Consider the following 12,989-nt stretch of genomic DNA (forward strand, 5'->3'; position numbering starts at 1 on the left):
GGCCACGACGGTTCCGTCCGGGAGCACGGCGTACTGGCGGATCACGGTGACGAACACGGGCACGGTCCCGGTCACGGGGATCACGCTGGCGGACAGCGTCTCGCCGTCGTGTGTGACCGCTGCCGGGTCGTTCGATCTGGCGGTGGGTGCTTCTCACCAGGTGTTCTGTGACCTGGCGAACGTCACCCAGCACACGGTGAACTCGGTGACGGCGACGTTCCCGGGTCCGGAGGGTCCGATCACGACGCCGCCGTCCGAGGCGACTGTTGATGTGCCGGCGGTTGTCCCCTCCCTGAGCATCAACAAGGAGGTCTGCACCTCGACGAACGCGGCTGACTGTGTCGAGGGTGGTGCGGGTCCGTGGGCGAAGGCCACGACGGTTCCGTCCGGGAGCACGGCGTACTGGCGGATCACCGTGACCAACACGGGCACGGTCCCGGTCACGGGGATCACGCTGGCGGACAGCGTCTCGCCGTCCTGCGTCACGGCTGCCGGGTCGTTCGACCTCGCCGTGGGTGCTTCTCACCAGGTGTTCTGTGACCTGGCGAACGTCACCCAGCACACGGTGAACTCGGTGACGGCGACGTTCCCGGGTCCGGAGGGTCCGATCACGACGCCGCCGTCCGAGGCGACTGTTGATGTGCCGGCGGTTGTCCCCTCCCTGAGCATCAACAAGGAGGTCTGCACCTCGACCAATGCGGCTGACTGTGTCGAGGGTGGTGCGGGTCCGTGGGCGAAGGCCACGACGATTCCGTCCGGGAACACGGCGTACTGGCGGATCACCGTGACCAACACGGGCACGGTCCCGGTTACCGGGATCACGCTGTCGGACAGCGTCTCGCCGTCGTGTGTGACCGCTGCCGGGTCGTTCGACCTCGCCGTGGGTGCTTCTCACCAGGTGTTCTGTGACCTGGCGAACGTCACCCAGCACACCGTCAACTCGGTGACGGCCACCTTCCCTGGCCCGAACGGCCCGATCACCACGCCGCCGTCCGAGGCGACGGTGGATGTGACGCCGCCGGTTGTTCCGTCGGTGAGCGTCAACAAGGAGGTCTGCACCTCGACCAACGCCGCTGACTGCGCGGCCGGTGGTCCGGGTCCGTGGGCGAAGAGCACCACGATTCCTTCTGGCAACACGGCGTACTGGCGGATCACGGTGACCAACACGGGCACGGTCCCGGTCACGGGGATCACGCTGGCGGACAGCGTCTCGCCGTCCTGCGTGAGCGCTGCCGGCACGTTCGACCTGGCGGTCGGTGGGTCGCGTCAGGTGTTCTGCAGCCTGGCGAACGTCACCCAGCACACCGTGAACACGGTGACGGCCTCGTTCCCCGGCCCTGACGGGGAGACGATCACCACGCCGCCGTCCGACGCGACGGTGGATGTGACGCCGCCGGTTGTTCCGTCGGTGAGTATCAACAAGGAGGTCTGCACCTCGACGAACGCGGCTGACTGTGTCGAGGGTGGTGCGGGTCCGTGGGCGAAGAGCACCACGATTCCGTCCGGGAACACGGCGTACTGGCGGATCACGGTGACGAACACGGGCACGGTCCCGGTCACGGGGATCACGCTGGCGGACAGTGTTTCGCCGTCCTGCGTCACGGCCGCCGGGTCGTTCGACCTCGCCGTGGGTGCTTCTCACCAGGTGTTCTGTGACCTGGCGAACGTCACCCAGCATACGGTGAACACGGTGACGGCGACCTTCCCGGGTCCGAGTGGCCCGATCACCACGCCGCCGTCCGACGCGACGGTGGATGTGACGCCGCCGGTTGTTCCGTCGGTGAGCATCAACAAGGAGGTCTGCACCTCGACCAACGCGGCCGACTGCGCCGAGGGTGGCCCGGGTCCGTGGGCGAAGAGCACCACGGTGCCCTCCGGCAACACCGCGTACTGGCGGATCACGGTGACGAACACGGGCACGGTCCCGGTCACGGGGATCACGCTGTCGGACAGCGTCTCGCCGTCCTGCGTGAGCGCTGCCGGCACGTTCGACCTGGCGGTCGGTGGGTCGCGTCAGGTGTTCTGCAGCCTGGCGAACGTCACCCAGCACACCGTGAACACGGTGACGGCCTCGTTCCCCGGCCCCGATGGGGAGACGATCACCACGCCGCCGTCCGACGCGACCGTCGACGTGACGACGCCGGGTACCCCGTCGATGACCATCAACAAGGAGGTCTGCCTTCCCGAGAAGGACCGCGACTGCGGCCAGGGCGGTTCCGGGCCGTGGGGCAAGGAGGCGACCCTGCACAAGGGCGATGCCTCCGAGGACCCCTGCCTCCCGGACCAGTGCGTGGCGCACTGGCGGATCACGGTGACCAACACCGGCCCGACGGACATCACCGGCATCACGCTGAGCGACCCGCAGGAAGTCTCCTGCGAGACGGCGGCCGGGACGTTCAACCTGGCTCCGGGACAGACCGTGATGTTCTACTGCTCCAGCCTGATCACCGAGGACTTCACCAACACGGTGAGCGCGTCCGGCTTCGGTCCGGACGGCAGGCCGGTCAGCACCGGGCCGTCGTCCGCGCTCGCCCGGTGCCTGCCTCCGTGCCCCGAGGAGGACCACGGCCATGACGACGACCACGGCCACGGCCACGGTCACGGCCACGGTCACGGCTACTTCGACGAGGGGTGGCGGCCGGAGGGTCCGAGCGGTGCCTGGCTGCCGGACAGCAGCCTGACCGTGCCGTCGTACGGCCTGGACCGCGACGCGGTGGAGGCGTTCGGCGACATGCTGCCGGTGCTCGACTGGATGGGCTGACCGAGCCCGTAACCGAATGACGGGTGGCCCCGGGAACGGAAACGTTCCCGGGGCCACCCGCCGTTCGCGGCGACCCCCGTCCGGCCCTGCCGGACTGCGCGGAGCGGGGGGTCGGCGCGAGGGTGGGGGAGGGCGTCGAGCCGAGGAGGAGGCATGGCGGAGCAGCGTGAGGAGACCGGCCGCATCGTGGTCGGGGTGGACGGGTCGGAGCCGTCGAAGCACGCGCTGCGCTGGGCGGTGCGGCAGGCGGAGCTGACCGGCGGCGTGGTGGAGGCGGTGATCGCCTGGGAGTACCCGACGTTCCACGGCGCGCGCGGCTGGTTCCCGCCGGGGAGCACCGACGAGGCGGAGCTGGAGGGCAAGGCGCGCCGGGAGGCCGCCACGGCCGTGGCGGCCGCGGTCGGCCCGCAGCCGCCGGCGGAGGTGCGGATCGTGGCGCGCTACGGCTCCCCGGCCGGCGCGCTGATCGAGGCGTCCCGGGGCGCGTCCCTGCTGGTGGTGGGCAGCCGGGGGCTCGGCGGCTTCGCGGGGATGCTGCTGGGCTCGGTGGCCCAGCACTGCACCCGGCACGCCACCTGCCCGGTCCTGGTGTACCGCGACAGCAGCTGACGGCCCGCCGCGGGCGGAGCCGTCGCCCGGCAGCCGTCGGCCTCAGCCGAACACGACGGTGGACGCCGCCGGCACGGCCAGCGAGCCCGCGCGGCGGGGCAGGCCCGTCGTGGCGTCGACGTCGAACCAGGTGACGTCCCCCGAACGCTCGTTCGCCGCGTAGAGCCGGCGGCCCGCGGGGTCGAGGACCAGGTCGCGCGGCCACGCGCCGCCGCACGGCACCGACGCCACCGGCCGCGCCCCCTCGCCGTCCGCGTCGAGCGCCAGCACGGAGATGGTGTCGGTGCCGCGCACCGCCACCCACAGGTACCGGCCGTCGCGGGAGACTACCGGGGCCGAGGGCAGCACCGGGACCTCGGGGGCGTCGGGGAACAGCGGGGCCTCGCCGACCGGTTCGAGCACCCCGGTGGCCGCGTCCCAGCGGCACACGGTCACGGCGGGGCGCAGCTCGCCGAGCACGTACGCGTGGCGCCCGGAGGGGTGGAAGGCGAGGTGGCGCGGGCCGGTGCCGGGCGGCAGGACGGTCTGCCCGTGCAGGGTCAGCTCACCGGTCGCCGGGTCCAGGGCGCAGATCCGCACCGCGTCGGTGCCGAGGTCGACGCTCAGCACCCAGCGGCCGGACGGGTCGGGGAGCACCTGGTGGGCGTGCGGGCCGCGCTGGCGCTCGGGGTGCGGCCCGGCGCCCTCGTTGCGCAGCACGGTGCTCGGGGCCTGCGGAGCGCCGTCGGCGGCGAGCGGCAGCGCGGTGACGCTGCCGGAGTCGTAGTTGGCGGTCAGCAGGTGGCCCTGGGCGAGGGCGAGGTAGGTGGGCCCGTCCCCGTGCACCGGTACCGGCGCGCCGAGCGGGCGGGGGAGCGGACCGGAGAGGTCGTAGGCGGCGACCGCTCCCGGCACCGTCTCCGAGACGGCGTAGAGCACCGGGCCGCCCTCTGCGTGCCCGACGGCGAGGTAGGACGGGTCCGGGACGGCGTCGACGGCGCCGGTCGCGGTCAGCGCCCCGGTGCGCGGGTCCACCGCCGCCACGACGATCCCGCGTCCGCCCGCCGAGGTGAACGACCCGATGTAGACCGGCTCCGCGCCCCTGTCCTCCACAGCACCCTCCGTCGTCCCCGCTCCGCCGTCTGCCGCGAGCGCTCCGACGCTAGCAGTCGGCCCCGTCGTGCCGGGAGGCGGCGGAAGGGCCGTCCCGGGCGGTCCGCGGATTTCACCGGAACGCCCCGCCGCCGCGGCGGCCGGGTCGCGCTCCGGGACGGTTGCGGCGACGGTGGGAGGAGCAGCCCGGACGGCGGCCGGCCGGCCCCGTCCGGCGGGGGAGGGGGGCGAGGTCCGACCGCGCCGCCGGCCCGGCGGTGCGACCTGCGGGGGAGCGGACGAACTCTCCCGGCGCTGCGGAAGCGAGGCGGCATGCACGACCCCGATCCACCCTTCCGGCCGGTCCTGCGGCGGCACGGCTACCTGCCGCTGGAGGACCTCGGCCTCATCGGGGACGGCACCACCGCCGCCCTGGTCGGCCGCGACGGCTCCATCCCGTGGCTCTGCCTGCCCCGCTTCGACGCCGAACCGCTGTTCTGCGGCCTGCTGGACCATGCCCGGGGCGGGCACTTCACCCTGGCGCCGGAGGACCTGGTCGAGGCGCGCCAGCGCTACGAACCGGACACCGGCGTCCTGGTCACCGAACTGCGCTCGCGCACCGGCCTGGTGCGCGTCACCGACGCGCTGGCGCTGCGCTCCGGCGCCGACCTCGCCGACGACGCCCCCGCCGCCCGCGCCGAACTGGTGCGCTCCGCCGTGGTGCTGGACGGGCGCGTCCGGCTGCGCGCGGAACTGGAGCCCCGCGGCGGCGCGCGGACCAGGGCGCTGTTCAGCGGACTGGAGCTGCGCCCCGTCCGGCGGCCGGGCCTGCGGCTCCACCTGCGCTCCAACCGGCCGCTGCACGGCCTGCACAGCACCCACGACCTGCGCCAGGGCGACCGGCTCGACCTGGTGCTGTCCTGGGGCCGCTTCCACCGCCACCACCGGGTCGACACCGACGCCATGCTGAAGGGCACCGTCGACGCCTGGCGCCACTGGATGCGCCACTTCGACTACGACGGCCCCCAGCAGGCCCTGGTCAGGCGCGCCGCCGTCACCCTGAAGCTCTGCGACGACTGGGCCAACGGCTCGCTGGTCGCGGCGCCCACCTCCTCGCTGCCCGCGCCGATCGGCGGGATCCGCAACTGGGACTACCGCTACAGCTGGATCCGCGACGCCGCGTTCGCCGTCTTCGCGCTGCGCCGGATCGGCTTCCGCGGCGAGGCCGACGCCTTCCTCGGCTGGGTGCTCGACGCCTTCGAGGACAGCGGCCGGCCCCGCATCATGTACGACCTGCGCGGCGGCCCCGTGCCGGAGGAGGTGGAGGACGGCGAACTGGAGGGCTACCAGCGCTCCGCCCCGGTGCGCTGGGGCAACGGCGCGGCCGACCAGCGCCAGCACGACGTCTACGGCGAGATCCTGGACTGCGCCGACCAGTGGCTGCGGGCCGGCGGCGAGATCCAGCCCGCCCTGTGGGCCGGCCTGGCCGGCCTCGCCGACGCCGCCGAACAGGCCTGGCGCGAGCCCGACCAGGGCATCTGGGAGGTGCGCAGCGCGGGCCGGGTGTTCACCTACTCGGCCGGACTGTGCCAGGTGGCCCTGGACCGCGCCGCGCAGATCGGCGAGCGGCTCGGCCTGCCGATCAGCACCGGCCGCTGGCGCGCCTCGGCCGACCACCTGAGCAGCCTCATCCTGGAGCAGTCCTGGGACGAGGACGCCAGGACCCTCAGCGCCCACCTGGACGGCGGCGGCGTCCTGGACGCCAGCCTGCTCGCGCTCCCGCTGCGGCACGTGGTGCCGATCGACCACCCGCGGATGGTGGCGACCGCCACCGCCGTCGCCGAGCGGCTGTCCGCCGGCGGCGGGCTGCTCCACCGCTACCTGCACGAGGAGTCCCCGGACGGCCTGGCCGGCGACGAGGGCGCCTTCGTGCTGTGCAGCTTCTGGCTGGTCGACAACCTCATCGGCCAGGGCCGTACCGAGGAGGCCGAGGAACTGTACGACTCGCTGTGCTCCCGGGCGAGCCCGCTGGGGCTGATGTCGGAACAGATCAACCCGTCCACAGGAGAGTTCATGGGCAACTTCCCCCAGGCGTTCAGCCACATCGGGATCGCCGCCAGCGGCGTGAACCTGGCCCGGGCGAGGGCGGGGGGACGGCGATGATCGAGCGGCTCGCCGTCTTCGGCGCGACCGGGGACCTCACCGCCCGCTACCTGCTGCCGGCGCTGGCCGCGCTGCGGGCCGGCGGCCACCTCGGCGACCGGCTGGTGCTGACCGGCGCGAGCCGGGAGGACTGGTCCACCGAGCGGTACCGGGAGTGGGCCGCCGAGCAGCTCGACCGCCACGGCGAGGACTCCCCGGCCGACGCCAGGGCGGCCGTCACCGCCTCGGCCCGCTACCTGCGGGCCGATGTCACCAGCCCCGAGGACGTCGCCGCGGTGGTCGCCGGGGAGGGGCCCGTCGCCGTCTACCTCGCGCTGCCCCCGGCGCTGTTCCCGGCCGCGGTCTCCGCCCTGCACCGGGCCGGGCTGCCGGCCGGCAGCCGGATCGTGCTGGAGAAGCCGTTCGGAGAGGACCTCGCCGGCGCCGAGGAGCTGAACCGGCTGATCGCCGACCTGGTGCCGGAGCGGGCGGTGTTCCGGGTCGACCACTTCCTCGCCATGACGACCGTCCAGAACGTGCTGGGCAGCCGGCTGGCCAACCGGATGCTGGAGCCGATCTGGAACAGCACCCACATCGCCGAGATCGACATCGTCTGGGACGAGACGCTCGCGCTGGAGGGCCGGGCCGGCTACTACGACCACGTCGGCGCGCTCAAGGACATGATCCAGAACCATCTGCTGCAACTGCTCTGCCTGGTGGCCATGGAACCGCCGATCACCCTCGGCGAGCGCGACCTGCGCGACCGCAAGGTGGACGTGCTGCGCTCCGTCCGGCCGCTGACCGAGAACGACGTGCTGCACCGCACCCGCCGCGCCCGCTACCTGCCGGGGAGGATCGGCGAGCGCGCCGTCCCGGCGTACACCGAGGAGGAGGGCGTCGACCCCGGGCGCCGGACCGAGACCTTCGCCGAGGTGGAACTGGAGCTGAACAGCTGGCGCTGGGCCGGTACGAGGTTCCGGCTGCGCAGCGGCAAGGCCCTCGGGGCGGACCGCAAGGAGGTCGCGGTGCGCTTCCGCCCCGTGCCCCACCTGCCCTTCGGCCACGGCGGCGAGGCCCGGCCCAATGTGCTGCGCTTCGAGCTGGAACCGGAGGGGCTGTCCGTGGACCTGACCGGCATCGGCGTCCGGGCGCACGAGCTGGCCCCGCTGTCGCTGACCGCGGAGCTGGACCCCGCCGAGCTGCCCGCCTACGGCCGGCTGCTGCTCGATGTGCTGACCGGCGACCCGGCGCTGTCCATCCGCGGCGACGAGGCCGAGGAGGCCTGGCGGGTCCTCGAACCGGTGCTGTCCGCGTGGGAGCGGGACGTGGTGCCGTTGGAGGAGTACCCGGCCGGCTCGGAGGGCCCGGCCCCGCGGTACCCGTAGGCGGGCGGCGCGATGGCGGACGGCACCGGGGCGGGCCCCGTAGGCGGGCGGCACGGGCCGTGCGTCGTGGTGATCGGGGTCTCCGGCACCGGAAAGACCACGGTGGCCCGGCTGCTCGCCGAGCGGCTGGCCGTGCCCTTCGCGGACGCGGACGACTTCCACCGGCCGGCCGACATCGCCCGGATGGCGGCCGGGGTCCCGCTCGACGACGCGGCGCGCCGGCCCTGGCTGGAGGCCGTCGGCCGCTGGCTGGGCGAACGCGAGGCGCGGGGCAGCGGCTGCGCGCTCGCCTGCTCCGCGCTGAAGCGGCGCTACCGGGACATCCTGCGCGCGGCCTGCCCTGGCGCCGTCTTCCTGCACCTGACGGCCGGCCACGACCTGCTGGCCGAGCGGATCGGCCGCCGGTCGGGGCACTTCATGCCGCGGTCGCTGCTCGAATCGCAGCTCGCCGTCCTCGAACCGCTGGAACCCGACGAGCGGGGCGCCACCTTGGACGCCGGGCCGCCGCCCGAGGTGGTCGCCGACGCGGCCGCGGACCTGCTGCCGGACCTGCTGTCGGGCCGGTGAGCCTGTCGGCCTGTCGGCCTGTCGGTCCGTCGGTCGTTCAGTCCGTCAGTCCGTCCAGCTCGGTTTCCCAGTCGATCAGGGTGCCCTCGGTGCCCCGGGGGACCAGGGCGAAACTCTCCCGGCGCAGCCAGCGCCGCAGCTGCCGGGACGGCAGGTCGAGGAGCACCGAGCCGTCCTGTCCCTGGAGCATGATCCGCAGCGAGGCGCGGCCGTGGCAGGTGCAGGGCGGCCAGATCCGCACGTCGCCGTGGCCGGCGGGCCGCTGCAGCCCCTCCCAGAGGAGGTCGCGGGAGAACTGCCAGGTGCCCGCCTCGGCGGCGGCGCCGAGGAACTCCAGGGCGACGGCGAACGGGTCGTCGCCGCGGTAGGCGAAGCGCACGGGGACGTCGAGGGACTGCGCCTCGCCGAGCACGATCCGCGCGTCGAGCACGATGTCGGTGCTCGCGGTCTCCGGGCGGGGCCGGGGGCTGGGGAGCGGGTGGGGCGCGGACATGGGTTCTCCTGGGTCGTGGTCGGGGCCGGACGCGGCGCCGATCGGTGCGGGGCGAGGAGGGGCCGTCCGCCGGCCTCACCGGCGGCACGATGCTCTCGCCTCGGGCCCTGGGGGCTGCCGGAGCTGCCGGAGCTGCCGGGAAACAGGGGGGAGGCGGATTCACTCCCAGGTTAGGAGACGGCGTGGGAGCGGGATGTGCCGGTGGTGCACCGCGGCATGACGATCCGCGCACCGTCCGGCCCGCAGGGCCGGGTGGGACGCGGACGTACCGTCCGGTAATCGCAGCGCGGCAGGGCGCTGAGCGGGCATTTTCTCGTTCTGTCGAAGGTTTGAGCCGCCGGATTCGCTTCTTGTACGAATGCGACCGGAGGTTGCCGATGATGAAGAGGTGGATCCAGCGCGCGCTACCCGGCGGCGAGGCGCTGCAGTCGCTGGTGGACGGCCTGGCCGAGGAACTCGGACGGTCCGTCGTCCTCGACGACCCGCTGCTGCGCCTGATGTGCGCCAGCCGTCACTTCGGTGACGAGGACCCGGTACGGGTGCGCACCCTCCTGCAGGGCATCGCGGACGACGAGACCGTCCGCCACGTGCTGTCCCAGGGCGTGATGCGGTGGACCGGACCCGGCTACCTGGAGGGTCGCGACGACCTCGGCCTCAAACCGCGCTACTGCGTACCGATCCTCGAACGCGGCCACCTGCTGGGCATCCTCATGGTCGTGGCGAAGAACGGCGACCTCACCGCGGCCGGGACCGAGGCCATCGCCCGGACCGCCCGGGCCGTGGCCGCCGAGATGTACGCCGAGCGCCTGGCCGCCGACACGGACCAGGAGCAGACCCGTGACCTGGTGAACCGGCTGGTCGGGGCGGACTCCGCGCAGCGCGGCGCCGCACGCCGACGCCTGCTGGACGACGGCCTGCTGCCCGCCGGCCCGCACGTGGTGGTGACCGTCGTGGCCGTCTCCGGCCTGCGCGGGCCCGCGGGCCGGGTCGAGGCGGCGCTGCGCGGCGCCCTGGAGCCGTTCCGTCAGACCCGCACGGCCCACGGCCTGTCGGCGGTCGACCAGGACCGGGCGGTCCTGGTCCAGGTCTTCGACCGCGAGCCCGCCGAGGAGGACCTGGAGCTGCAGGCCCGCGGCATCGTCCGCTCCCTGGGGACCTTCCTGGACCGGGGCGCGACCACCCTGGTGGGTGTGGGCGGACGCCGGGCCGAGCTCACGGACGCCTGGATCTCCCACGACCAGGCCCGGGTGGCGCTGCGCGCCGCCCGCCGGATGCCCCGGCTCGGCGGCATCGGGGACTGGGAGCGGCTTGGGGAGTACGCCGTGCTCCTCCAGCTGCCCGACGACGCGCTCAACGACTCCCTCGTCCCCGAGCCGCTGCGCCGGCTGCTGGACGGCGGCGGCAACGCCCGTCTGGAGGAGACCCTGCGCTGCTTCCTGGAGAACGCCGGCTCGGTGCCGAGGACGGCGGAGATCCTGGAGGTCCACCGCACCTCCCTCTACTACCGCCTGCGGCAGATCCAGGAGATGACCGGCGTGGACCTCGACGACGGCGCGCACCGCCTCGCCCTGCACCTGGGGCTGCGTCTGTGGGACCTGGTCCGCGCTCCGGCCGAGCAACCGGCCTGACCTGCGGTGACGCCCTCGGCGGCGGCCGGGTTTCGACAGATCGAGGACGCCCGGTTGCTACAGAGTGATGAAGCTTCGTCGGGCAATCCCTACGTCGGTCGGTGGTCCGCGGGGCGGGCGGGCGACAAGAATCGTCACGACGGGCTGCCACTCACCCCTCCCGCCCGGTGACCTGCCGGGACCGGACCCATCGGACCACCCCGCCGACCCGAACGGACGACCCGAACGGCCGACCCGAACGGATGCGAAAGAGCACCACGGTTCAACGCCGTCGTGGACGCGGTCCTCTCCTGACGCAGCATGCCCCTCCGCTCTTCCGAGCGTCCTCTTCTGAACGATACGAACCGGTCGGAGCTTCCCGTGATCCAGTCGGGTCCCTCGCCCATGCCCGAAGCCGCGCCCCACCAGCCCCACCAGGCCGCCCTGACCGCCCCCGACGGCGGCGCGGGCTGCATCGACGTCCTCGCGCCGCCGCCCGGCGCCGACCCCGAGGACTGCCTGTACGTCGCCCTGCACCTGCAGGGCGCGGCCTCCGTGTGCCGCGACGGCGCCGGCACCGTCCTGGAACCCGGCGACCTGCTGATCGGCACCACCCCGCACCCGGCGGGCCTGCTCGCCGACGCCGGGTGCCGGATGGTCCACTTCCGCGTCCCCTGCTTCCACCTCGGCGTCCGGCACGGCGACGTACGGCGCACCGGCGGCCTGCTCGCCCGCGGGGACGAGGGCATCGGCTCGCTCGCCTCCCAGTTCCTGCGCACCCTCGCCGCCCAGCCCCCGATCCACCGCACCCGGCCCGGCAACCACCTCGCGCGCAGCGTCTCCGACATCGTCGCCGTCCTGGTGGCCGAACTGCTGGAGCAGGTCGACCCCGAGCACCCGACCGCCGCGGCCGGGATCCTGGCACGGATCCGCGACCACATCGAGGAGAACCTCGCCGACCCGGAGCTCTCGCCCGCGTCGATCGCCCGCTCGCAGCACATCTCGGTGCGCTACCTGCACAAGCTGTTCCAGCAGGACGGCACCACCGTCGGCCAGTGGGTGCGCGGCCGGCGGCTGGAGGCCTGCCGCCGGGACCTGGAACGGCCCACCCGCCGGCAGAGCAGCGTCGCCGCCGTCGCGCACCGCTGGGGATTCGTCAGCCACTCCCACTTCAGCCGCGCGTTCCGCGAGGCCTACGGGGTCCCGCCGCGCGAGTGGCCGACCTACGCCGCGCACGCCGACGCCCGGCAGCGGGCCTCCTGATCCCCCTTCCCCCACCGGCCCGCCGTCCTCGGCGGGCCCCGTTCGCCGTTGTGTCCGGCGTAGCAGGCCGTCGTGCCCGGCGCCCGCACGCGGCTGCGCCCGGCCCCCGTTGTGCACGGGAGCCGGGCGCGGACGGTTCGGCCTTGCCGACTGCTTCGCCTACTTCGCCAGGAACGCCAGCAGTGCGGCGTTGACCTCCTCGGCGTGGGTCCAGAGCAGGCCGTGCGGCGCGCCCTCGATCTCCACGTAGTCGGCGGAGGGCAGCGCCTCGTGGAACCGGCGCGCGGTGTTCTCGATCGGCAGCGTGCGGTCGCCGGTGCCGTGCAGGATCAGCGCGGGCACGTCGATGCGGGCGACGTCGGCGCGGAAGTCGGTGTACCAGGTGGCCGGCGCGGCCGAGGCGGCGAAGGCGCCGCCGCTCGCCGCGACGTTCCAGCTGTTGCGGACGGCCTCCTCGCTGATCCGGGTGCCGAGGTTCTCGTCCAGGTTGTAGAAGTCGTTGAAGAAGCCGGTGTAGAAGGCGAACCGGTCGGCCTTCACGGCGGCGACGACGCCGTCGAAGAACTCCTTCGGGGCGGCGCCGTCCGGGTTCTCGTCGGTCTTCAGCAGCCAGGGCTCCAGCGAGGCGAGGAAGGCGACCTTGGCGATCCGCTCGGTGCCGTACTTCGCCACGTAGCGGGCGGTCTCGCCGGTGCCCATCGAGAAGCCGACCAGCACGGCGTCCCGGACGTCCAGGGTCTCCAGGACGGTGTTCAGGTCGGCGGTGAAGGTGTCGTAGTCGTAGCCGGTCGTCGGCTGCGAGGAACGGCCGAAGCCGCGGCGGTCGTAGGTGATGACCCGGTAGCCGGCGTCGAGCAGGGCGGCGCTCTGCCGTTCCCAGGAGGCCCCGTTCAGCGGGAAGCCGTGGATCAGGACGACCGGCTGCCCGGTGCCGTGGTCCTCGTAGTGGAGCTCGATCGGGGCGGTGTTCTCCTGGCCGACGGTGATGAACGGCATGGTGGGTGTTTCCTTCCGGAGGGGCGTGCGGGGCTGTCGGGGATCGGGCCCCTGCCGCACCGCTGCGGCAGGGGCCCGCGTCACGCGGCGGCGGG

General features: G+C 73.8%; 15 protein-coding genes. 7 read left to right on the top strand and 8 right to left on the bottom strand.

Going from position 1 to position 12,989, the window contains the following annotated elements; translation table 11 throughout:
- Window positions 1–153: 153 nt before the first annotated feature.
- From ABZW10_RS14825 to ABZW10_RS14845, 5 genes are all read right to left on the bottom strand, one after another.
- Window positions 154–486: a hypothetical protein gene (locus tag ABZW10_RS14825; protein WP_355364335.1), complete on the bottom strand. Its 333-nt coding sequence runs from the start codon at window positions 484–486 to the stop codon at window positions 154–156.
- 36 nt (window positions 487–522) lie between these two features.
- Window positions 523–822 carry a hypothetical protein gene (locus ABZW10_RS14830; protein WP_355364338.1) on the bottom strand — a complete coding sequence of 100 codons (300 nt, stop codon included), beginning with the start codon at window positions 820–822 and terminating at the stop codon, window positions 523–525.
- 69 nt (window positions 823–891) lie between these two features.
- Window positions 892–1,239, bottom strand: coding sequence for a hypothetical protein (locus ABZW10_RS14835; protein WP_355364341.1), 348 nt, complete (start codon window positions 1,237–1,239; stop codon window positions 892–894).
- 27 nt (window positions 1,240–1,266) lie between these two features.
- On the bottom strand, window positions 1,267–1,602 hold the full coding sequence (locus tag ABZW10_RS14840; RefSeq protein ID WP_355364344.1) for a hypothetical protein: 336 nt from the start codon (window positions 1,600–1,602) through the stop codon (window positions 1,267–1,269).
- A gap of 36 nt (window positions 1,603–1,638) precedes the next feature.
- On the bottom strand, window positions 1,639–1,986 hold the full coding sequence (locus tag ABZW10_RS14845; RefSeq protein WP_355364347.1) for a hypothetical protein: 348 nt from the start codon (window positions 1,984–1,986) through the stop codon (window positions 1,639–1,641).
- Between ABZW10_RS14845 and ABZW10_RS14850 the strand changes: the two genes are divergently transcribed.
- Together ABZW10_RS14850 and ABZW10_RS14855 are read left to right on the top strand one after the other, a co-directional pair.
- Entirely contained in the window at window positions 1,970–2,761 is a 792-nt protein-coding gene (locus tag ABZW10_RS14850; protein ID WP_355364350.1) for a hypothetical protein, read from the top strand. The genes ABZW10_RS14845 and ABZW10_RS14850 overlap by 17 nt on opposite strands.
- A gap of 153 nt (window positions 2,762–2,914) precedes the next feature.
- Window positions 2,915–3,370, top strand: coding sequence for a universal stress protein (locus ABZW10_RS14855; protein ID WP_355364353.1), 456 nt, complete (start codon window positions 2,915–2,917; stop codon window positions 3,368–3,370).
- A gap of 42 nt (window positions 3,371–3,412) precedes the next feature.
- Here the strand turns inward: ABZW10_RS14855 and ABZW10_RS14860 are convergent, their stop codons facing one another.
- Window positions 3,413–4,462: a lactonase family protein gene (locus ABZW10_RS14860; RefSeq protein WP_355364356.1), complete on the bottom strand. Its 1,050-nt coding sequence runs from the start codon at window positions 4,460–4,462 to the stop codon at window positions 3,413–3,415.
- A gap of 312 nt (window positions 4,463–4,774) precedes the next feature.
- On the opposite strand from ABZW10_RS14860, the gene ABZW10_RS14865 reads away from it, so the two are divergent.
- From ABZW10_RS14865 to ABZW10_RS14875, 3 genes are read left to right on the top strand one after another with little or no spacing between them, the layout of a single operon-like run.
- Window positions 4,775–6,604: a glycoside hydrolase family 15 protein gene (locus ABZW10_RS14865; RefSeq protein WP_355364359.1), complete on the top strand. Its 1,830-nt coding sequence runs from the start codon at window positions 4,775–4,777 to the stop codon at window positions 6,602–6,604.
- The gene (locus ABZW10_RS14870; RefSeq protein WP_355364362.1) at window positions 6,601–7,968 is read left to right on the top strand and encodes a glucose-6-phosphate dehydrogenase; all 1,368 of its coding nucleotides are present in this window, start codon (window positions 6,601–6,603) and stop codon (window positions 7,966–7,968) included. The genes ABZW10_RS14865 and ABZW10_RS14870 overlap by 4 nt, the downstream gene beginning before the upstream one ends.
- 12 nt (window positions 7,969–7,980) lie before the next feature.
- Window positions 7,981–8,535 carry a gluconokinase gene (locus tag ABZW10_RS14875; RefSeq protein ID WP_355364365.1) on the top strand — a complete coding sequence of 185 codons (555 nt, stop codon included), beginning with the start codon at window positions 7,981–7,983 and terminating at the stop codon, window positions 8,533–8,535.
- Between the two features lie 37 nt (window positions 8,536–8,572).
- On the opposite strand, the gene ABZW10_RS14880 is transcribed toward ABZW10_RS14875, so the two are convergent.
- Window positions 8,573–9,028: an SsgA family sporulation/cell division regulator gene (locus ABZW10_RS14880; RefSeq protein WP_355364368.1), complete on the bottom strand. Its 456-nt coding sequence runs from the start codon at window positions 9,026–9,028 to the stop codon at window positions 8,573–8,575.
- Window positions 9,029–9,405: 377 nt separating this feature from the next.
- On the opposite strand from ABZW10_RS14880, the gene ABZW10_RS14885 reads away from it, so the two are divergent.
- The gene (locus ABZW10_RS14885; protein ID WP_355364371.1) at window positions 9,406–10,656 is read left to right on the top strand and encodes a helix-turn-helix domain-containing protein; all 1,251 of its coding nucleotides are present in this window, start codon (window positions 9,406–9,408) and stop codon (window positions 10,654–10,656) included.
- Window positions 10,657–11,040: 384 nt separating this feature from the next.
- Complete coding sequence (locus ABZW10_RS14890) at window positions 11,041–11,898, top strand: helix-turn-helix domain-containing protein (protein ID WP_355364374.1); 858 nt, start codon at window positions 11,041–11,043, stop codon at window positions 11,896–11,898.
- A gap of 159 nt (window positions 11,899–12,057) precedes the next feature.
- On the opposite strand, the gene ABZW10_RS14895 is transcribed toward ABZW10_RS14890, so the two are convergent.
- Complete coding sequence (locus tag ABZW10_RS14895) at window positions 12,058–12,894, bottom strand: alpha/beta hydrolase (protein ID WP_355364377.1); 837 nt, start codon at window positions 12,892–12,894, stop codon at window positions 12,058–12,060.
- Window positions 12,895–12,989 lie beyond the last annotated feature (95 nt).

It is taken from the genome of Kitasatospora sp. NPDC004723, from assembly GCF_040609255.1.
In the GTDB taxonomy this organism is placed as follows: domain Bacteria; phylum Actinomycetota; class Actinomycetes; order Streptomycetales; family Streptomycetaceae; genus Kitasatospora.

Coding starts and splice junctions, on each gene's coding strand:
- ABZW10_RS14865 (WP_355364359.1), top strand. CDS start 4,775: ATGCACGACCCCGATCCACCCTTCCGGCCGGTCCTGCGGCGGCACGGC.
- ABZW10_RS14875 (WP_355364365.1), top strand. CDS start 7,981: ATGGCGGACGGCACCGGGGCGGGCCCCGTAGGCGGGCGGCACGGGCCG.
- ABZW10_RS14855 (WP_355364353.1), top strand. CDS start 2,915: ATGGCGGAGCAGCGTGAGGAGACCGGCCGCATCGTGGTCGGGGTGGAC.
- ABZW10_RS14885 (WP_355364371.1), top strand. CDS start 9,406: ATGATGAAGAGGTGGATCCAGCGCGCGCTACCCGGCGGCGAGGCGCTG.
- ABZW10_RS14895 (WP_355364377.1), bottom strand. CDS start 12,894: ATGCCGTTCATCACCGTCGGCCAGGAGAACACCGCCCCGATCGAGCTC.
- ABZW10_RS14870 (WP_355364362.1), top strand. CDS start 6,601: ATGATCGAGCGGCTCGCCGTCTTCGGCGCGACCGGGGACCTCACCGCC.
- ABZW10_RS14880 (WP_355364368.1), bottom strand. CDS start 9,028: ATGTCCGCGCCCCACCCGCTCCCCAGCCCCCGGCCCCGCCCGGAGACC.
- ABZW10_RS14890 (WP_355364374.1), top strand. CDS start 11,041: ATGCCCGAAGCCGCGCCCCACCAGCCCCACCAGGCCGCCCTGACCGCC.